Genomic DNA, 20,380 nt, shown 5'->3' with positions numbered 1-20,380 from the left:
CGGTTCAGTCCTGCAGTGCGTCGTGCTCGCCGCAGTGCGCAAGAATGCGCGCGCGTACCGCATCGCGCAGCGCGAGCAGGTCGTGCCAGTCCTCGCCTGCCGGTTGCAGTGGCGCGCAGATGCTCACGCCCAGCCGCCCGCGCTGCGGCTGCCAACCGCCGCTGCGCAGTACGGCGCGCGTGCCCGCGAGTGCGACCGGCACCACTGGCAGGCCCTGGCGTGCAGCGACCTGGAAGGCGCCGAGGCGGAAGGCGCGCAACCCCTCCTCGGGCCCGAAGGTGCCTTCGGCAAAGAACAGCAGCGGCACGCCGGCTTCGGCATGTGTGGCGAGCGTGCGTGCATCTTCCAGGCTCTGCCGGGTGTCGAAGCGGTCGACGAATACGGTGCCCATGCGCTCGAGCAGGGTGCGCAGCAGCGGCTGGGCGCGCAACTCGGTCTTGGCGATGAAGCGCACCGGATGTGGCAGCGTGGCGGCGAGTACGAAGCCGTCGATGTAGCTGGCGTGGTTGGCGACCAGGATGCAGTTGCCCGCGGGCAGCTTGTCCAGGCCTTCGATCCGCAGCGGGCAGGCGCATAGCCAGCGGTAGAGGCGGGCGAGGCGGTGGGCGAGCGCCCAGCGCTGACCGAGGCCGGGCAGGCCGATGATGCCGATGGCGGCGAGGGTGGCCAGCGGCGCGACCCAGGCCCAGGCCCAGACGGCGTAGAGAACGCCCGGCAGCGCGCGTGCCCGCTTGCCGATGCGGCCGGCCAGGCTGGCGGTGTGCAGGCGTAGCACCTGCAGCCACGCCGCACGCACCGGCTCACCCAGGCGCCCGGCCAGCCAGGCCTCGCGCACCGCGGCGCGGCGGATCTTGCCACTGGAGGTCTTGAGGACCGCATGCGGGGGGGCGAGCACGATGGCGTCGGGGGCGAGGTCGAGTTGGGTCATCGCCGCGGCGACGATGCCGGCCTCGAGCGCCTGGCGTTCGGCTTGGTCCTCGAGCCGGGTTTCGGCGACCACCACCAGGCGCTCCTCGCCGCTGGTCGGGTCCGATACGCCGAACACGGCCACGCAGCCCTTGCGTACGCCCGGCAGGTCGCCGATTGCCTGCTCGAGGTCGTAGGGGTAGAGGTTGCGGCCGGCGCGGATGATGAGCTCCTTCGCCCGGCCAGTGATGTAGAGCTCGCCGTCGGCGAGGTAGGCATGGTCGCCAGTCACCAGCCAGCCGTCGTGGAACAGGGCGGCGCTCGCCGCCGCGTTGCGGTAATAGCCGGCGGTGGCTGAGGGGCCGCGGAACTCCAGTTCGCCGACATGGCGTTCGGGCAGCGGGCGGCCCTCTGCGTCCACGATGCGCAGTTCGTGGCCGGGCAGCGGAGGGCCGCAGGACACCAGGCGCAGTACCTCGCCACCGTCATCGTGTGCGCCCGTTCCTGCCGCGCCGTCAGCTGCAAGTGCATGCCCCTCGCGGGTCAGCGGCGTGCGCTCGACGCGGTCGATACGTACGCCGCGGCCGGGGGGCGGTACGCACAGGCCGACCGAGCACTCGGCCAGGCCATACACCGGTGTCAGGCTGCCGGCGTTCAGACCATAGGGGGCAAAGGCGTGGGCGAAGCGTTCGAGCGTGTCGGGGTTGACCGGCTCGGCGCCGTTGGCCGCCAGCCGCCAGCTCGACAGGTCGAGGCCCGCCAGGTCGGTACCGGCGAGGCGCTTGACGCACAGTTCATAGGCGAAGTTGGGTGCGGCGGTGACCGTCCCGCGGTAGTGGTGGATCGCCCACAGCCAGCGCTCGGGGCGGGCGAGGAAGTCGAGTGGCGACATCAGCACCAGCGTGCAGCCATGGTAGAGACTGCCGAGCCACGTGCCGATCAGGCCCATGTCGTGGTACAGCGGCAGCCAGCTCACGCACACGTCGCGCGCCTCGACCTTGGCGGCCAGCCCCCAGGCGCGGATGTTGGCGAGCAGGTTGGCGTGGCTGAGCGCCACGCCCTTGGGGTCGCCGGTGGAACCCGAGGTGTACTGGATGAGCGCGAGTTCGCGTGCGCGCGCCGGATGGCGCGGCGCCGAGGCCACGGCGGGCGCGCTGGCGGCAGGGGACGCCGCCAGCGCTGCGGGCGTGGTGACATGCACGAGCTCGGGCGCCAGCCCGGCGAGGGCGCTGGCCAGGGGGCGCACACGGTCGAAGGTGATCAGCACAGGGGCCGCGCAGTTGCGCAGGATGCCGGCCTGGCGGCGCAGGTGCTCTTCGATCTGCGCCGGTCGTGCGGGCGGGTACATCGGCACCGGCACCGCGCCGGCGAACAGGATGCCGAAGAAGCTGCGGAAGAAGTCCAGCCCCGTTGGCAGCATCAGCGCGACACAGTCGCCCGGTTGCACGCCCAGGCCGCGCAGCGCGGCGGCGACCTTGCGCGCGCCGTTGGCGAGTTCGGCATGGCTCAGGGTCTCGACCTCGTCGTCGCCGGCCAGGAAGCGTACGTGGCAGCGCTCCGGGTGGCGGGCGAGATGCCAGTCGAGCACCTCGAGCAAGGTGGCCGCGCCTGAGGGCATGCCGGCCGAAGGTTCGCTGACTGGATCCGTGACGGTTGAGGTGGAGGCTGGCGCGTCACCGGTTGCGCGCCGTGTGGCCTGGGACAGCGGCGAGCCTGCGGGCGCATCGGCGAGGGCGGCAAGCAGGTCGCGCGGCGTTTCGGCGCTGTCGAGCACCGTGGTTGGCAGGCGTACGCCGTAGTGGCGCTCGATGCGGGCCAGCAGCTCGACCCGGCTGAGACTGTCGAGCCCGAGGTCGCGGTCGAGCGCGCAGTCGAGCGTCGCCCTGCGCATTGCGCCGGGATGCAGCTCGCGGACCAGTGCGTCGACCAAGGCCAGCAGCTGCGCGGCATCGTGCGGGTCGGCCAGGTGAGGCGTGGGCATCGCGGGACTCCTCGTGCTTGCCAGGCAGACGGCCAAGGTAACGCCGGGACACCGACACGGCAAGCCATGAAGCTCCAACGGGAGGGCGGGCCGCGTTTGTTCCCGCCGTGGGAGCGGCGCGAGCCGCGAGGGGTTGAAGGCGATGTGGTGCGGGGGGGCGACAAAAGGCTCGCGGCTGGCGCCGCTCCTACAGGGGAGCGCGCCGCGTTTGTTCCCGCCGTGGTAGCGGCGCGAGCCTTTACAATGCACGCCCGTTCGTTTGTCGTCCGTGCGCAGCGTTTGCGCCCAAACCATGACTGCAGCCCCCATCGAGACCCCTGTCGTGTCCGCGCCGGCCCGCGCCGCTGCGTCCGCATGCGCGGGTGTTGCTGCGGAAATCGCCCTGGTGCATGGCTGGGCGATGTCGCCACGGGTGTACGCTGCGCTCGAAGCCAGTCTGCATGGGCAGGTGGTGCGCACCCTGGCACTGCCGGGACATGAAGGGGCGCCTCCGATCCGAGCCGCCAGGCTGGAGGATTGGGCGGATGCCCTCGCCGCAGGCCTTGCCGACGCTTCGGTGCTGGTGGGCTGGTCGCTCGGGGCGATGCTCGCGCTCGACATCGCCTGCCGCCATCCGCACAAGGTGTCGCGCCTCGTCCTGCTTGCCGGCACGGCGCGCTTCGTGGCAGACGACACGGGTTGGCCCGGGCTGCAGGCCGAAGTGGTAGACGCCTTTCAGCGCGACTACGCCTCGGCCCCTGCGGCAACACTGGCGCGCTTCCTGGCCTTGCAATGCATCGGCGAGCCACGACGCCGGGTGGTACAGCAGGCGCTGGCGCAGTGCCTCAGTCCGGGCGCGCAGGAGGGCCTCTGCGCTGGCCAGGCGGCCGACGACGGGCTACGCCCTGGCGTCGGCAGGTCCGCCGCGCCGAACCCATTCGAAGACGGCCTGGCGATCCTAGCCGCGGCCGACCTGCGTCCGCTGCTGGGCGGGATCCGTCAGCCGGTGCTGCTGCTGCACGGCGACCAGGACGCGCTGATGCCCGTGGCTGCGGCCTACAGGTTGGCACAAGCCCTGCCGCAGGCGCGCCTGCAGGTGCTGGAGGGCAGCGGCCATGCGCTGCCGGTGTCGCGTGCGGCGGACTGCGCAGGCCACATCCTGGCCTTCGTCGGCGCAAGGGGGGACGCATGACGGCGACGACGAAGGGCGTCGATCACGCCCATGCGCATCGGCGGCGCGACATCCGCGCAGCCTTCGAGCGCGCCGCGCACAGCTATGACCAGGCCGCGATGATCCAGCGCGAGATCTGCGCCCGGCTTGCCGCCTTTGGCGAGGGGCTCGTGCCGGGCGGGGGCGACGCGGACGGCTGGGTGCTCGATGCCGGCTGCGGTACCGGCTTCGGCGTGGAGAGCCTGCGGCGGCTGCGCCCGGGCGGGCGCATCGTCGGGCTCGACCTGGCCCCGGCCATGCTGGGGCGGGCGCGCATGCGCGCAGGACGCGACGGCGGCTTCGAGCCGGTGTGCGCGGACCTCGAGCACCTGCCGCTTGCCGCCGCCAGCATCGACCTCCTTTGGTCCAGCCTGGCGGTGCAATGGTGCCGCCCAGGGCGCGTGTTCGAGGAACTGGGCCGGGTGCTGGCACCCGGTGGTATCGGCCTGGTTGCAACCCTGGGCCCCGACACGCTGTGGGAGTTGCGCGACGCCTTCGCCAGCGTCGACGATGCGCGCCATACCATCGATTTCCATACCGATGCGCAATGGGTGGAGGCGGCCCGCGCGGCGGGGCTCGAGGTCGAACGGCGCGAGCGTTGCGCCCTGCATGCGCGTGCCGCCGACCTGCGCGGCCTGCTGCGCGACATCAAGGCCATCGGTGCGGCGACCATCGACGGCGGCCGCCGCCGCACGCCGCTGGGGCGCCAGGCCTGGTTGGCGGTGAGCGCACGCTACGAGCGTCATCGACTCGCCGACGGCCTGCTGCCGGCCACCTACGACACCATACTGCTTGCCGTACGCAAGCCGGGCCTTGTGTCCGCCGAGCCTGGAGCGCCCCGAGATGAATGACCAGCTTGTGCTCGGCCTGCGCGACGTGGCTGCGCTTGGTCAGGTGTTCACCCCCGACGCCGTGGTGCGCGCCATGCTGGCGTTGCGCCGTCGGCGCGGCCGGGTGCTGGAGCCCTCCTGCGGCGATGGCGCCTTCCTGCGTCATCTGCCGGATGCAGTCGGCCTGGAGATCGACCCCGACCACTGTCCGCCGGGCGCTCAGGCGATCGACTTCTTTGCCTATCCCGAGCGCGAGCGCTTCGATACCATTATCGGCAACCCGCCTTACGTGCGTTGCCAGGACATTCCGGCCGCCACCCAGGCGCTGATCGCACGCGGCCGCCATGGCCAGTGCCTGGATCGGCGCGCCAACCTCTATCTGTTCTTCATCGACAAGTGTCTGCGCCACCTCGAGCCGGGCGGCGAGCTGATCTTCATCACGCCGCGGGACTTCCTCAAGGCGACTTCGGCGGTCAAGCTCAACCGCCTGCTGTTCGAGGCCGGCAGCATCACCGACGCGATCGAGCTGGGTGACGCGCGCGTGTTCGCCGACGCGGTGCCGAACTGCCTGATCTGGCGTTTCGAGAAGGGCTGCACCAACCGGCAAACGCGTTATTGCGAGATCGGCGTCGGCGACGACGTCGACGCGGCGCTTGCCGCACCGGCCTGGGAAACGCGCCACTTCATCGAATGCGCCGGCCACCTGATGTTCGCGCGTGGCGACTACCCGCTGCGCCTGGCGGACATCGCCTTCGTCAAGGTCGGTGCGGTATCGGGCGCGGACGAGCTGTATGCCGACCCGGCGCATGGCAACCGCGATTTCGTGTGCTCATCCACGGTGAGCACGGGCCTCACCCGGCGCATGATCTGGAGTGAGCCGGGCGAAGCGCCGCCGACCGTGCTCCTGCCGCACAAGGCACGCCTGCTGCAGCGCAAGGTCACCCGCTTCGACGAGTCGAACTGGTGGATGTGGGGACGCATGCACCACCGCAGCGCGCAGCCGCGCGTGTATGTGAATGGCAAGACGCGGGTGGCGAAACCCTTCTTCACACACCCCTGCACCGACTACGACGGCGCGGTGATGGCGATCTTCCCGCGCCGGCCGGATGTGGACATCGAGGCCTTCCGCGACACGCTCAATGCGGTCGACTGGGCCGATCTCGGCTTCGTCTGCGATGGCCGCTTCCTGTTCACCCAGCGCAGCCTGGAGAACGCGCCGCTGCCGGCCAGCTTTGCGGCCTTTCTGCCAGTGGGCTGAGTGCGCGCGGCATCACAGGAACAGCGCGTCGACCGCAGCGGTTTCGCGCCGGCCGATGTCTGCGCCGTGTGCCTGCAGCCAGGCCTCGGCGCGGGCGCGGCCAAGGTCGCGCAGTTGCATGAGGAAGCCACTGGCCGCGTTGAGCTTGCTGGCCGTGCCGGCGTCACCCAGCTCGACCGCATCGATGAGGTGGAAGCGCTCGTCCATGAGCTTGCGCTCGAAGCGGCCGCGCCGCCACGCGGGTCCGCTGTCGGCGATGAAGCGGCGGGCATGGGCGACCATGCGCATCTCGCGCAGAAAGGTGGTGGAGAAGCCCAGCTCCATGCTGCGCGCGGCGATGTCGTCGGCGCTGCGCGGCGCTGCTTCGCGACGCAGCGGGTTGAGCAGCACGAGCAGGATGTCGGACGAGTGGCATTCATAGAGCAGCGGATAGATCGCAGGGTTGGCGGTGAAGCCACCGTCCCAGTAATGCTCGCCGTCGATTTCCACCGCGTGGTGCAGGGTCGGCAGGCAGGCGGAGGCAAGCAGCGCGGCCTCGCTGAGCTCGCCGGTGTGGAACAGCCTGACCTTGCCGGTGCGCACTGCGGTGGCGGCGATGAACAGCTTGAGCGGGCAGTCGCGGCGCAGGCGTTCGAAGTCGAACTGGGCGCGCACCACGTCGCGCAGGGGATTGAGCTCGAAGGGGTTGAGCTGGTAGGGCGAGAACATGCGCGTGAAGCCGAGCATCAGGCTCATCGGCGCGGGCAGGCTGCCGTCGCTCGCCGGATTGAGGCTGTGCAGAAGTTCGAGGTGGAAGGGCACGCTGTCGCCGACCGCTGACCAGAAAGCCGCCAGGCTGGCGCGCGCGCCTTGTGCACCGCCTTCGGTCCAGCCCTGGGCGAGGGCGACCGCGTTCATCGCGCCCGCGCTGGTACCACTCACGCCCTCGATGCCGATGCCGTGCTCGAGCAGGCGGTCGAGCACGCCCCAGGTGTAGGCGCCATGGGCGCCACCGCCCTGCAGCGCGAGGTTGAGCGTTGGGGTACGTGCGTCGTGGCGCTTTCCCGACCACGGCAGCTGGAACATGGCTTGGTCCTCCTCGTCCGGCGGGATGGGTGCAGTCCGCCAAGGTGCGCCATCCGGAAGGGATGTTGCAATGCACAAAAGAGATTAACACGCAGCCATGAGCGCAAGTGTGTCGACGCCCAAGGGGAGCCAGGTCATCTCGTCTTCCGCCGGCGTTCGGGTGCGCCGCGCCCGGAAACCCTGGTGCTGACATGGAAATGGGTATACTTCCGGGGTTGTCGTCTGCCCGCGTAGCCTAAGTAGCGGTGGGCAGGCGGCTTGCCCGACATCCGAGAATGAAAGATACATGATGATGCTGGCTGTCGATGCGGATGAAGGCCGCAAGCCTGCGCTCCGGGAGGGGCGTGAAGGTGGGGGCGGCGACCCGAGCCTCGATGTGAGCCTGGCGACGCTCTTCGAGTGCCTGCCGGCCATGATCAGCTATTGGGATGCGGAGCAGCGCAATGTGTATGCGAACCGCGCCTACCTGACTTGGCTTGGGCTCGGAGCGGCCGACCTGCGCGGCCGTCGGATCGTGGATCTCGCCCCCGCGGCGCTGTACGCGAGGATCCTGCCCTTGGTCGAACGCGCCTATCGGGGTGAGGCGCAGTCCGACGAGCAGGTCATCGAGTCGCCCGGCGGCGGTCGGCGCTACTGGGTGGTCAACTATGTTCCGGACCTGCGCAAGGGTGTCGTCGCGGGCATCGTCGTGATCCTGTGCGAGGTCTCGGCCCTCAAGGAGACCGAGCAGGCGCTGCGCGAGAGCGAGCGGCGTCTGAGGAGCATCCTGGGTGGGCAGACCGAGGCGATCTCGCGCCTGGGGGCAGACGGCCGCTTCCTGTTCGTCAACGATGCGTACTGCGCGCTGTCGGGGCGTGCGCGCGAGGAGCTGCTCGGCCAGCGCTGGCAGCCGGTGGCACATCCCGACGACGTTGCGCGGGTCGAAGCCTCCTTGCGCACCTTGTCGCCGAGCAATGATGTGGTGATCGAGGAGAACCGCGTCGTCTGCGGCAACGGCGAGTTGCGCTGGGTGCAGTTCATAAACCGCGGTTTCTTCGACGAACTGGGGGGCTTGTGCGAGATCCAGTGCGTCGGACGTGACATCACGGCGCAGAAAGTGGCCGAGCTGGCGCTGCAGGAGGCCAATGCCAATCTCGAACGCAGGGTGGTCGAGCGTACCCGGCAGTTGCAGGAGCTTGCGGTGCAGATCACCCTGGCCGAGGAGAGCGAGCGCAAGGCGATCGCGCGCGACCTGCACGATGATCTCGGCCAGTTGCTGCATATCGCCCAGATGCGGCTGGACCAGGTGCAGCGCTCGGTCGGCGATGACGCGCTCGTTGCTGCCCTGGTGCAGGTAGGAGGGCTGATCCGTGACGCGAGCCGGCGGGTGCGCTCGATGACGGCACAGCTCAGTCCGCCGGTGCTGCGGACGCTGGGCCTGGTGTCGGCACTGCACTGGCTGGCCGACGAGATGGGGCGCGAGTTCGGGCTCGATGTCGAAGTGGACGTCGAGCCTGTGGGCACGGATACGGATGGGGGCAAGGCGATCGCCCTGGGCGAGGCGCAGAGCCTGATCCTGTTCCGCGCGGTGCGCGAGCTGCTGCTCAACGTGCTCAAGCATGCGGGTACTTTCTGGGCGCAGGTCAGGGTCGAGCATGCGGCGCATTTCTTGCGCATCACGGTGCGTGACGAAGGGCGGGGGATCGAGGACCTTGCCGCCGCGCTCGACCAGCGCGAGCGCTTCGGGCTGGCCAGCCTGCAGGAGCGCATCGGTTATCTCCATGGGACGGTCGTCATCGACTCGGCACCCGGGCGAGGGACCTCAGTGCGGCTGCAGGTGCCGCTCGGCAGCAGTCGTGGCTCGGGGAGGCGACGATGAGCATCAGGGTCATGCTCGGCGACGACCATCGGATCTTCATCGAGGCCCTCGCCGGCATCCTGTCGGACGAGCCCGACATCGTGGTGGTGTCCTGCGTCGGCAGTGCGGCCGAGATCTTCGCCGAGATCGGGCGCGTGCGTCCGGATGTACTCATCCTCGATGTCGGCCTGCCCGATGAGAATGGCATCGAAGTCATGCGGCGCTTGCGACGCGAGCATGCAGGCGCGCGCGTGCTGGCACTCTCGGGCTATGCCGATCGAACCTTCGTCGAGGAGATGCTCAAGGCCGGCGCCTCTGGCTATGTGGTCAAGACGGCCAGCACCCAGGAGCTCATCAACGGCGTGCGCGCGGTCGCCGAAGGCAAGCACTTCCTGTGCGCGGAGGCAACCGCGCGCATGCTGAACCGCTTTCTGCCGCGTGCGGACAGTTGCCCGCCGGTCAGCCTGTTGAGCCAGCGCGAGCGCGAGGTGCTGGTGCTGCTGGCCAATGGCAAGCGTGCGGCGGAGATGGCAGCCGAGATGGGGATCACCGTGTCGACGGTGGAGGTCCATCGGCGCCACCTGAAGGACAAGCTCGGCCTGCGCACGTCGGCCGACCTCACGCGCTATGCGATCCGTGAGGGCCTGGTTGCGCCCTGAGGGCGATGTACGCATTTCTTGGTAGCGGGGTCATCGTTGCTGTGAATGGAACGGAATGCGCAATTCCGTAACATCGGTTGCTACGCGCGTCGTGCCATTTCGAATGCACGCTGCAGCCGCCGCAAGGGACCCAGCCCATGAGCTTTGCCACGATGACCCTGAGAACACGCCTCGTTCTGGCCTTGCTGGCCGTGATGGCGGGTTTTGTTTCCATCGGCCTGGTCGCCCTCTTCGACCTCCGCGCCAGCATGGAAGAGGACCGCCGCGAACGCGTACGTGCGGTGACTGACAGTGCGATGGCAACCCTGAGCTATTTCCACTCGCTCCAGGCGGCAGGCGCCCTCGGCGAGGATGATGCCAAGCGCCAGGCGCTGGCCTCGCTGCGTGCCTTGCGTTTCGACGGCGACAACTACGTTTTCGTGGTCGATACCCGGTACGAGTTCAAGCTCAACCCGGCCAGGCCCGACATCGAGGGGACATCAGGGCGCGAACTGCGTGACCCGGGAGGCCGCGCCTTCGTGGTGGAGATGGTGGATGTGGCCTCGGGCAGTGCGCAAGGCGGCTTCGTCGACTACGTGTGGAACAAGCCGGGCGCTACCGCCCCGGTTGGCAAGGTGTCCTATGCGCGTCTGTTTGCGCCGTGGCAATGGGTCATCGGCGCAGGGGTGTACCAGGACGACGTCGCACAGGCGTTCCAGGACCAGGCGGTGAAGATCGGGCTGATTGGATTGCCCATCGTGCTTGCCATCGTTGCGATTTTCGGTCTCATCAGCCGCAGCATCTTTGGCCAGCTGGGCGGTGAGCCCGCGGCGGCGGTGTCGGTCGTGCAGCAGATCGCGCGTGGCGACCTGAGCGCGGCGGTTGCTCGGCCCGGCATGCGGGCCGGCAGCATGCTGCATGCCGTCGATGAGATGCGCGACAAGCTCGTGGGCATGCTCAGGGACATGACGCGCATGGCCCATGCGCTCGATGGCCGTGCACAACAGATTGCCAGCGCGGCTGGCCAGGTCGCAGCGGCGAGCGGGGATCAGGCGCAGGCCACGAGCACGACTGCGGCCGCACTGCAGCAGGTGACGGCGAGCATTGGCGCCGTGTCCGGGATTGCGGCGACGACCGAGCGGCACGCGGTTGGAACGGCCGAGCGTGCGGGTGAAGGGACTGCGGCGGTGATGCATGCGTCGGCCGAGGTGGAAAAGGTCGAGCGCCTGATTGCCTCGTCGGCCCAGAAGGTCGAGGGCCTCAAGGTACGCTCCGGCGAGATCGGCAGTGTCGCCGTCGTGATCAAGGAGATTGCCGAGCAGACCAACCTGCTCGCGCTCAACGCGGCGATCGAGGCCGCCCGCGCAGGTGAGCAGGGGCGGGGCTTTGCAGTGGTGGCCGATGAGGTGCGAAAGCTTGCGGAGCGGACCGCCGAGGCGACCACCCGCATCAGCCGGACGGTCGAAGCGGTGCAGCAGGAAACCGAGACCGTGGTCGTCACGATGCACGAGACGGTGCCGCAGGTGCAGGCGAGCCTCGTCAAGGTACGGGAAGTTGCCGGCATCCTGCAGACCATCCGCGGGCAGGCCGAGGACTCCCTCGCCAAGGCGCGCGACGTGGCGCTTGCGACGCGGGAGCAGGGGACGGCCGCCAACGAGATCGCGGCCAATGTCGAGCGTATCGCGGGCATGGCCGAGGAGGTGAGCCTCACCATGAGTGGCAATGCCGACGCGGCCCGAGAGATGCAGGACATGGCCGTTGAGCTGATGCGGTCGGTGCGCCGTTTCAGCCTGCCCTGAGTACGAGCGCATGCAGACGGGGCTCGGTGGGTCGGTGATGAAGCTGCTGCTGGTGGCGCCGCAGGGGGGCGTGCGGGCGCAGCTCGTGGATATGCTGGATGAATTCTGCGGTGAGCTGTACGTCGTTGATCATGACGATGAAGCCTTGGCTGGCCTGCTGCCGGCGACGGCGGTGGGGCGTGCCAGACAGGGTGCGGTGTCCGCGCGCCACGGCGCATTCAGCCTCGAGCGCTGCGATCTGGTGCTGCTGTGCCTGGATGGATCAGGACTCGAGGGCGGACGCGCGCTGATCGAAGGTTTCCACGCGGCCGGCGGCGGCAATGCACCAGCCATCCTTGCCGTCGTCGGCGGGGATGATCTGGCCGATCGCGCCGCCTTGTTCCGCTGCGGGGTGGATGACTACGTCGCCGCGCCGCTGGTCCGGGAAGAGCTTCTCGCGCGCATCTTCAACCTGGTCGGCAGGCATCGTTCGTTCGACGATGCGCGGCGTGCCAGGCGCCAGGATTTCGATCGCGTCCTGCTGCAACTGGCACGCAGCGTCCTCCCGGGCAGTGGCCGCCTGCAGCAGGCGCTGGAAGAGATTGCCGGCCAGTCGGCGCGGGTGCTCGACGCGAAGGCTTCGATCTGGCTGCTGGATGCGGCGGGCCAGCTGCGTTGCGTAGCGCACGGCGGCACGGACGGCGAGAAAGCTTGCGAGTGTGCTTGCCCTGTGCTCGCCGACGTCGATTTCCCGGCTTACTTCGCGGCCTTGAGAGGCAGTCGCGTGTTGAGCGTGAACGATGCTGCCGTGCACCCGGCGACGCGGGAGCTGTCGCGGGCGCATCTTGCCGCTCACGACATCGTATCCCTGCTCGATACGCCGATCCGCCAGGGTGACCGCCTGCTGGGCGTGGTATGCCATGAGCAACTTCACTTGCCGCGGGTGTGGACGGTTGATGAGGAGGCGTTTGCGGCGGGTGTGGGTGAGCAGGTGGCGCGTGTGCTTGCGGCGCATGAGCACTGGTGCGCGAACCAGGAGTTGCATCTTGCCAAGCGCGTGATGCAGCTCGCCCCGGTGTCGATCATGATCACCGACGCACAGCGAGCGATCGTGTTCGTGAACGAAGCATTCGAGCAGATGAGCGGCTATCTTGCCCACGAGGTGATGGGGCAGTCGCCGCGGATCCTGTCTTCGGGGATGCATGGTCCCGACTTCTACGAGGCGATGTGGCAGAGCATCGACCGCACCGGCTTCTGGCAGGGCGAGATCTGGGACCGGCGCAAGAGCGGGGAGCGCTACCCGAAGAGCCTGATGATCAAGCGGCTCGCGAATGGTCATGGCGAGACCTCCCATTACGTAGGCCTGGCCTTGGACGTTTCGGTGGAGCGTGCCCAGCAGAGCCAGATCGAGTTCCTCGCCTACCACGACAGCCTCACCGGCCTCGCCAACCGCAGCTTGTTTGCCGACCGCCTGCGCCAGGCGGTGGCACGCGCTGAGCGCAACGGATCGCGGGTAGCAGTGCTCTACCTGGACGTCGATCGCTTCAAGGTCATCAACGACTCCTTCGGCCATGAAGCGGGCGACCGCATGCTCAAGGAGGTCGCGCAACGCATCCACGCGTCGATCAGGGATGGCGACACGCTGTGCCGGCAGGGTGGCGATGAGTTTCTCGTCATCGTCGATGACGTGGTCGATGTCGACAGCCTGTCGTGCGTTGCACGCCGCATCCTGGATACGGTGAGCCTGAGCTTCGAGCACGAGGGGCGGGACTTTTCACCGACGCTGTCGATGGGGATCTCGATCTTTCCGGACGATGCCCGTGACGAGTCCGAACTGGTCAAGAATGCCGACATGGCCATGTACCAGGCCAAGGACAGCGGACGCAACCGTTACCAGTTCTTCACCGCCGAACTCAATCGCATCACGCGCCGCAAGGCCGAGATCGAGAGCAGCCTGCGCAGCGCGCTGGCAGTGAAGCAGGGCCTGTTCATGGTCTACCAGCCCAAGATCGCACTGGAGTCGGGCGCCTTGATCGGCTTCGAGGCGCTGGTGCGCTGGTCGCCCTCGGCGGGGACGTTGGTGCCACCAGCGCTGTTCATCGAGATCGCCGAAGAGTCGCACCAGATCGTGGCGCTGGGCGATTGGATCATCGACATGGTGCTCGACCAGGTTGCGCACTGGCAGCGTGGGGGCTGCACGGTGCCGCCGGTCGCCATCAACGTGTCGCCCGTTCAGCTCAGGTATCCGGGCCTGGTGGAGCGCCTTGCCCATGCGTGTGATCGGGCCGGCGTCGACAGGCGGCTGATCGAGATCGAGATCACCGAGAGCGTTTTCGTCGGCGACATCGACGCCGCGCGCGGGCTGCTGCAGCAGGTCAAGGCTGCAGGGTTCAAGCTGACGCTGGACGATTTCGGCACCGGCTATTCCAGCTTCAGCTATATCGCGATGCTGCCCTTCGATGCGATCAAGGTCGATCGCTCCTTCGTCTCCAGGTTGGGCGAGAACCTCAAGGCCGCGTCGGTTCTCAAGGCGGTGATTGCACTTGCCAAGGAGCTTGGCCTCGAGCTGGTTGCCGAGGGCGTCGAGACCGAGGCTCAGGCAGCGTGGTTGCGCACTGCCGGGGCGGAGGTCGCGCAGGGGTACCACTTCGGCATCCCGGCCAAGGCAGCGGACCTGATCCTCTAGCCCTGCTGCCTGCGCCCGTGCGGCGCGAGACTCAGCCCTTTTCGCCCTTGGCCGCCAGATAGATCCCCACCAGCAGCAGGCTGAAGCCGACGAATTGCAGTGGCGCGAAGCCCTCGCCGAAGATGATGAAGGCCATCAGCGCGCTGCCGACCGGTTCGCCGAGCGTGACCACGGCAACGAAAGTGGCGGACACGTAGCGCAGCGACCAGTTGTAGGCGGTGTGGCCGAGCAGTTGCGGGCCGAGCGCCATCGCCAGCAGCACCAGCCAGGCGGTACCCGAGAGCGCGAACAGCTCGACCCCGCCTGCGCCGCTGGCCGCGAACAGGAACAGCGCTGCGGCGCCGTAGGCGAGCCAGATGTAGGCCGGCAGCCCGAGCCCGGCGCGCAGCCGGCGGCCGATCAGCAGGTAGGCGGAGAAGCACCAGCTGCCGACCAGCGCCAGCAGGTTGCCGAACATGGGGTCGCTGCCGGCGCCCGCGTTCTGGCTGTCGCTCCAGAAGATGAACAGGCTGCCGGCAAAGGACAGCGCGATGCCGCCGATCATCATGCGCGTGGGCGTCTCGCGGAAGATCAGGAAGGAGGCCAGGCCGATCCACAGCGGGTTGGTGGTGACGAGGGCGGTGCTGGATGCGACCGAGGTGTATTCCAGCGAGCTGATCCAGGTGGCGAAATGCAGGGCGAGGAAAAAGCCCGCCGCCAGCGCCATGCCGATCTGCCGGCGGGTGAGCCGCGCCAGTTCGCGGCGCGACTGCATCAGCGCGACCGGCGTGATGATCAATGCGGCGAGCCCGAGCCGCCAGGTCGCCACGGTGAGCGAGCTCACCCCTTCGGCCTGCGCCAGGCGGGCGAAGATGGCGCCGAAGGAGATCGCGGTGAGGCCAATGCCGAGGACGACGAAGGGGAGCCAGCGGGCGGGTTGGGTGGTTTGGGACATCGAGCTTGGGGCGTCGTTGGGGGTGTTGCGCTTGAGGGACAGAGTGCCCGGCCTTGTGCTGGTCGAGCTTTGGGCCGGTGTCGATGATCGCCGATCAGGCGTGCCCGCCCTCCAGATACGCCGCGCGCACCTCCGGACTCGCCAGCAGTTCCGCCCCCGTACCGGCGAGCGTGATCTCGCCGTGCTGCAGCACGTAGCCACGATCGGCTACACGCAGGGCCTGGTTGGCATTCTGTTCGACGAGCAGGATGGTCATGCCGTGGTCGCGGTTGAGCTCGCGGATGATCTGGAACACCTTGCGGATGTAGATCGGCGCCAGCCCGAGCGAGGGCTCGTCGAGCAGCAGCAGCTTGGGCCGGCTCATCAGTGCGCGGCCGATGGCGAGCATCTGCTGCTCGCCGCCCGACAGCGTGCCGGCGCGCTGCGACTTGCGCTCGTCGAGGATGGGGAACATTGCGAACACGCGCGCGATGTCGGCGTCGTAGTTGGCGGGGTCGGCGTGGGCCGTGCCCATCTGCAGGTTCTCGATCACCGTCATGCGCGGGAAGATGCGCCGGCCCTCGGGGACGAGGGCGATGCCGCGGCGGGCGATCTCGTGGGTATGGACGCGGGTGATGTCCTCGCCGTCGAACACGATGCGCCCGGCGCTGGCCTTGGGGTTGCCGAACAGGCTCATCATCAGCGTCGATTTGCCGGCGCCGTTGGCGCCGATCAGGGTGACGATCTCGCCGACCTGCACCTCGACGTCGATGCCGCGCAGTGCGTGGATGTGGCCGTAATGGGCGTGTACACCCTCCATCGTTAGCATCATGCTGCGGCCCCTCCCATCGCTTCTTCTTCCTCGTCTTCGCCCAGGTAGGCCTTGATCACCTCCGGGTTGTTGCGCACCGATTCGGGCGTGCCTTCGGCGATCTTGCGCCCGTAGCTGATCACGCCGATGTGGTCGGACACGTTCATCACCACGCTCATGTCGTGCTCGATGAGCAGAATGGCGATACCCAGCTCGCCGCACAGGTAGAGCAGCAGCTCGTTCAGTTCCGCCGACTCGCGCGGGTTGAGGCCGGCCGCGGGCTCGTCCAGGCACAGCAGCACCGGGTCGACGCACAGCGCGCGCGCGATCTCGATGCGGCGCTGAATGCCGTAGGGCAGGTCCCCCGCGGCGTCGTCGGCGAGGTGGGTGAGCTTGAGACGCTCGAGCCACATCGCTGCGCGCTCCACCGCCTTGCGCTCGGCCGCACGGTAGCCCGGCAGCTTGAACAGGCCGGCGATCGAGAACATCGAGGCGCGTTGCAGCACGTTGTGCTGGGCGACGATGAGGTTCTCCAGCACCGTCATCTTCGGGAACAGGCGGATGTTCTGGAAGGTTCGCACCACCTGGGCGTCGCGCGCGACGCGGTGGCTGGGCAGCTTCTCCAGCAGCATTTCGCCGCGCGTTGGATGTGCCAGGCGCAGGGTGCCGGTCGTGGGCTTGTAGAAACCGGTGAGGCAGTTGAACAGCGTGGTCTTGCCGGCGCCGTTGGGGCCGATGATGCCGGTGATCTTGCCCGCCGGCACCTCCAGCGAAAGGTCGTCGATCGCGGTCAGGCCGCCGAAGCGCATGGTCAGGTTGCGCACCGAGAGCAGGGTGGCGGGCGTGTTCATTGCGCCACCTCCGTGCCGGCGGCGGCCGGCTTCGAACGCTGCAGGGGCTTCAGGCGTACCGTCGGTTCGCGGTGCGAGAGCAGGCCGCCCGGCTTCCAGACCATGATCAATACCATTGCGGCGCCGAACAGCAGCATGCGGTACTCGGCAAAATTGCGCCCGAACTCGGGGATCAGCACCAGCAGCGTGGCGGCCAGCACCACGCCCATCTGCGAGCCCATGCCGCCGAGCACGACGATGGCGAGGATGATCGCCGATTCGGTGAAGGTGAAGCTCTCGGGCGAGATGAAGCCCTGGCGCGCGGCAAAGAACACCCCGGCGAAGCCGCCCAGCATGGCGCCGATGGCGAAGGCCGAGAGCTTGATGTTGGTGGTGTTCATGCCCATCGCCTTGCACGCGATCTCGTCTTCGCGCAGGGCCTCCCAGGCCCGCCCCACGGGCAGCTTGCGCAGCCGCGACACGAAGGCGTGGGTGAGCAGGGCGAGCACCAGGATCAGGTAGTAGAGGAAGATCAGCCGGTGCATGGCCGAGAACTCCAGCCCGAAGAAGCTGGCGAAGCTGTGCCCGCCCTCGGGTGCGCTGCGGGTGAACTCGAGGCCGAAGAAGCTCGGCCGCGGGATCGAGCTGATGCCGTTGGGGCCGCCGGAGAACTCGGTCCAGTTCACCAGGATGACGCGGATGATCTCGCCGAAGCCGAGGGTGACGATGGCAAGGTAGTCGCCGCGCAGGCGCAGGATGGGGTAGCCGAGCAGGATGCCGAAGCTCGCTGCCAGGGCACCCGACACCGGCAGTGCCTCCCAGAAACCCCAGCCGTACTGGGTGGACAGCAGCGCGTAGGAGTAGGCGCCGACGGCGTAGAAGGCGACATAGCCGAGGTCGAGCAGGCCGGCCAGGCCCACCACCACGTTCAGCCCCCAGCCCAGCATCACGTAGATCAGCACCGTGGTGGCGATGTCGACCACGTAGCGGTTGTCGGAATACACGATCGGCAGTGCGATCGAGGCGCCGAGCGCGATCCAGCCCAGCACGTTGACCACGCGCTGTGCGCCGTGGGCGCGGTCGGCAGCGGTGGCGGTGCTGACCCGGTCGCGGGCGAGCTTGCGGTTGCGCATGTTGTCGATCGACCAGCGCAGCAGCAGGCGGCCGGCGAACACGGCGGCGACGGCGGCGAGGAGCAGGCCGAAGCGGGTCTCGACCCCCAGCCGGCCGCCCACGTCGACGGTGGTGAGGCCGATCAGCGGCACGCCGAGGATGAGGCCGACGAAGGCCACCCAGCCGGCGTCGCGCAGACGCTCGGTGGGGGTCATCGCGTGACGGGCGAAGACGATGGCGCTCATCACACTTTCTCCACTTCAGGCCGGCCGAGCAGGCCGGAGGGGCGCAGCATCAGCACCAGGCACAGGATGCTGAAGGTGGCGACGTCCTTGTATTCCGCCCACAGGTAGGCCGCCCAGAAGGACTCGATGAGACCGATCAGCAAGCCGCCCAGCATCGCGCCCGGCAGCGAGCCGATGCCGCCCAGCACCGCAGCGGTAAAGGCCTTGATGCCGGCGAGGAAGCCGATGAAGAAATCCACCACGCCGTAATACACCGTGACCATCACCCCGGCGACCGCAGCCAGCGCTGCGCCGAGCATGAAGGTGAGCGAGATGGTGCGGTCCACATTGACGCCGAGCAGCGAGGCCATGGTGCGGTCTTGCTCGCAGGCGCGTTGCTGGCGGCCGAAAGGGGTCTGCGTGATCATCCAGGTGAAGGCGATCATCAGTACCACGGTGGTGACGATGATCAGCATCTGGGTCCAGCCGATCTGTACGGTGAAGCCAGGGGCGTCCCACAGCACCACGCCGCCCTCGAGCACCGGCGGGATGGGTTTGACGCGTGCGCCCTGGGTGAGCTGCACGCTGTTCTGCAGGAAGATCGACATGCCGATCGCCGAGATCAGCGGCGCCAGCCGGGTCGAGCCGCGCAGCGGGCGGTAGGCGGTGCGTTCCACCGCCCAGCCGTAGGCCGAGGTGAAGAAGATCGACACGATCAGCACGAAGGTCAGTGCGAGCGGGATCGAGGTCACGTCGGCGGCGGCAAGGATGGTGAAGGCGGTGACCGCGATGAACGCGCTCACCATGAAGATGTCGCCATGGGCGAAGTTGATCATGCCGATGATGCCGTACACCATCGTGTAGCCGATGGCGATCAGGCCGTACATGGCGCCGAGCGTGAGCCCGTTGATCAGTTGCTGGAGTGCGTAGGCCACGATGTCTCCTGCGGTGGCGGCGCACGACGGCCGACGGTGGTGGACCGTCGCCGTGCGCGGGGGATTCTTGTTTGCGCGGCCGGCGCGCAGTGTCAGGCGCGCGCCGGCCGGGTGTTGCGCTGCAGGGCGCGATTACTGCGCGTAGTCGTACTGGCCGCCCTGCCAGCGATAGACCACGAAGCCCGGCGCCTTCTGGTCGCCCTTGGCGTCGAAGGACAGCTCGCCGATCACGGTGTTGAAGCTGCCGCCACGCATCGCCTTCTCGAGGTCGGCGTACTTGGTGCTCTTGGCTGCCGTTGCGGCCTGCTCGAAGAGCTGGAAGGCAGCGTAGGCGTAGAGCACATAGCCTTCGGGCTCGACCTTGGCGGCACGGAACTTCTCCACCACCGGGGCAGCGTCGGCGTTCTTGCGCGGGTCGGGCGAGAAGGTGAACAGCACCTTGTCCGCAGCCGGGCCGGCAGCGGTGACGAGCTCGGAGTTGGTCATGGTGTCGCCACCCATCACGGTCAGGTCGAGGCCGGCGGCCTGGGCCTGGCGCAGGATGAGCGCAACCTCGGTGTGGTAGCCGCCGTAGGCCATCACCTCGACGCCGGCCTGCTTGAGCTTGGTGACCAGGCCCGAGTAGTCCTTCTCGCCGGCAGTGATCGCCTCGCGCAGCGTGGGCTTGAGGCCCTTGCCTTCCATCGCCTTGGCCATCTCGTCGGCCAGGCCCTTGCCGTAGGCGCTCTTGTCGTCGACCACGGCGACCTTCTTGCCGGCGAACTTGTCGGCAATGTAGCTGCCCGCCACCATGCCCTGCTGGTCGTCACGGCCCATGATGCGGAAGATGTTGTCCAGGCCGCGCTCGGTCACTTGCGGGTTGGTCGACACCGTAGCCATCGGGATGTCGGCCTCGTTGTAGACCTCGGAGGCCGGGATGGTCGAGCTCGAGCACCAGTGGCCGTGCATGAAGACGATCTTGCGGTTGACCATGGTGTTGGCCACCGACACCGCTTGCTTGGGATCGCAGGCGTCGTCGCCGACTTCCAGCTTCAGCTTCTCGCCGAGCACGCCGCCGCGGGCGTTGATGTCGGCGATGGCCATCTCCGCGCCCTTGCGGATCTGGTCGCCGGCCGAGGCGTACTGGCCGGTCATCGGGCCGGCGATGGCGACCGACAGGTCGGCCAGGGCCGCGTTGGAGAAGCCGCCGAGGGCGAGGACGGCGGTGGCGAGCAGGGTTTTTTTCATGAAACGTCTCCTTCGTGGCTGTGTGTCGTTTGCGATTGCTGCTTGGCCCAGCGTTGCAGGCCGTTGATGCGGGTTGCCACCGTACGGTGGCGTGTGCGCCCGGCAAAGGTAAGCGAATTTTTCAGTCTTGCCATCCGTGATGCCCCTAGCTGCGTGATG

Annotated in this window: 15 protein-coding genes; 7 read left to right on the top strand and 8 right to left on the bottom strand. The window is 68.3% G+C overall.

Annotated features, from left to right (window positions below; translation table 11 throughout):
* Positions 1 to 4: 4 nt before the first annotated feature.
* Positions 5 to 2,887, bottom strand: a complete 2,883-nt coding sequence (locus tag C662_RS15635) for an AMP-binding protein (RefSeq protein ID WP_002931209.1) — start codon at positions 2,885 to 2,887, stop codon at positions 5 to 7.
* Between the two features lie 292 nt (positions 2,888 to 3,179).
* Between C662_RS15635 and C662_RS15630 the strand changes: the two genes are divergently transcribed.
* Genes C662_RS15630 through C662_RS15620 form a run of 3 tightly spaced genes read left to right on the top strand, consistent with a single transcriptional unit; the run spans position 3,180 to position 6,164 of the window.
* Positions 3,180 to 4,058: an alpha/beta fold hydrolase gene (locus tag C662_RS15630; RefSeq protein ID WP_002931208.1), complete on the top strand. Its 879-nt coding sequence runs from the start codon at positions 3,180 to 3,182 to the stop codon at positions 4,056 to 4,058.
* The gene (locus C662_RS15625; protein WP_002931207.1) at positions 4,055 to 4,927 is read left to right on the top strand and encodes a methyltransferase domain-containing protein; all 873 of its coding nucleotides are present in this window, start codon (positions 4,055 to 4,057) and stop codon (positions 4,925 to 4,927) included. Before C662_RS15630 ends, C662_RS15625 begins: the two co-directional genes overlap by 4 nt.
* Positions 4,920 to 6,164: an Eco57I restriction-modification methylase domain-containing protein gene (locus C662_RS15620; protein ID WP_002931206.1), complete on the top strand. Its 1,245-nt coding sequence runs from the start codon at positions 4,920 to 4,922 to the stop codon at positions 6,162 to 6,164. The genes C662_RS15625 and C662_RS15620 overlap by 8 nt, the downstream gene beginning before the upstream one ends.
* A 12-nt stretch (positions 6,165 to 6,176) precedes the next feature.
* On the opposite strand, the gene C662_RS15615 is transcribed toward C662_RS15620, so the two are convergent.
* A complete protein-coding gene (locus C662_RS15615; RefSeq protein ID WP_002931205.1) occupies positions 6,177 to 7,229 on the bottom strand; it encodes a patatin-like phospholipase family protein in 1,053 nt (350 codons plus the stop codon).
* Between the two features lie 286 nt (positions 7,230 to 7,515).
* On the opposite strand from C662_RS15615, the gene C662_RS15610 reads away from it, so the two are divergent.
* From C662_RS15610 to C662_RS15595, 4 genes are all read left to right on the top strand, one after another.
* A complete protein-coding gene (locus C662_RS15610; RefSeq protein WP_002931203.1) occupies positions 7,516 to 9,087 on the top strand; it encodes a PAS domain-containing sensor histidine kinase in 1,572 nt (523 codons plus the stop codon).
* Entirely contained in the window at positions 9,084 to 9,725 is a 642-nt protein-coding gene (locus C662_RS15605; protein ID WP_002931202.1) for a response regulator, read from the top strand. Before C662_RS15610 ends, C662_RS15605 begins: the two co-directional genes overlap by 4 nt.
* 152 nt (positions 9,726 to 9,877) lie before the next feature.
* Positions 9,878 to 11,503: a methyl-accepting chemotaxis protein gene (locus C662_RS15600; protein ID WP_157354573.1), complete on the top strand. Its 1,626-nt coding sequence runs from the start codon at positions 9,878 to 9,880 to the stop codon at positions 11,501 to 11,503.
* Between the two features lie 10 nt (positions 11,504 to 11,513).
* Positions 11,514 to 14,168 carry an EAL domain-containing protein gene (locus tag C662_RS15595; RefSeq protein ID WP_002931200.1) on the top strand — a complete coding sequence of 885 codons (2,655 nt, stop codon included), beginning with the start codon at positions 11,514 to 11,516 and terminating at the stop codon, positions 14,166 to 14,168.
* A gap of 31 nt (positions 14,169 to 14,199) precedes the next feature.
* On the opposite strand, the gene C662_RS15590 is transcribed toward C662_RS15595, so the two are convergent.
* The 6 genes from C662_RS15590 to C662_RS15565 all read right to left on the bottom strand — a co-directional run bounded on the left by C662_RS15590 (position 14,200) and on the right by C662_RS15565 (position 20,221).
* Positions 14,200 to 15,102, bottom strand: coding sequence for a DMT family transporter (locus tag C662_RS15590; protein WP_002931199.1), 903 nt, complete (start codon positions 15,100 to 15,102; stop codon positions 14,200 to 14,202).
* A 94-nt stretch (positions 15,103 to 15,196) separates the two neighbouring features.
* Entirely contained in the window at positions 15,197 to 15,910 is a 714-nt protein-coding gene (locus tag C662_RS15585) for an ABC transporter ATP-binding protein (RefSeq protein ID WP_002931198.1), read from the bottom strand.
* The gene (locus C662_RS15580; RefSeq protein ID WP_002931197.1) at positions 15,910 to 16,743 is read right to left on the bottom strand and encodes an ABC transporter ATP-binding protein; all 834 of its coding nucleotides are present in this window, start codon (positions 16,741 to 16,743) and stop codon (positions 15,910 to 15,912) included. The genes C662_RS15585 and C662_RS15580 overlap by 1 nt, the downstream gene beginning before the upstream one ends.
* A complete protein-coding gene (livM, locus tag C662_RS15575; protein WP_002931196.1) occupies positions 16,740 to 18,080 on the bottom strand; it encodes a high-affinity branched-chain amino acid ABC transporter permease LivM in 1,341 nt (446 codons plus the stop codon). The genes C662_RS15580 and livM overlap by 4 nt, the downstream gene beginning before the upstream one ends.
* Positions 18,080 to 18,994, bottom strand: a complete 915-nt coding sequence (locus C662_RS15570; protein ID WP_002931192.1) for an ABC transporter permease subunit — start codon at positions 18,992 to 18,994, stop codon at positions 18,080 to 18,082. Before C662_RS15570 ends, livM begins: the two co-directional genes overlap by 1 nt.
* Before the next feature lie 132 nt (positions 18,995 to 19,126).
* Complete coding sequence (locus C662_RS15565) at positions 19,127 to 20,221, bottom strand: branched-chain amino acid ABC transporter substrate-binding protein (RefSeq protein ID WP_002931191.1); 1,095 nt, start codon at positions 20,219 to 20,221, stop codon at positions 19,127 to 19,129.
* Between the last annotated feature and the right edge of the window lie 159 nt (positions 20,222 to 20,380).

It is taken from the genome of Thauera sp. 28, assembly GCF_000310145.2.
In the GTDB taxonomy this organism is placed as follows: Bacteria; Pseudomonadota; Gammaproteobacteria; order Burkholderiales; family Rhodocyclaceae; genus Thauera; species Thauera mechernichensis.
Note: the sequence above shows the minus strand (reverse complement) of the source record. Positions and strands in the feature narration are given on the sequence as shown.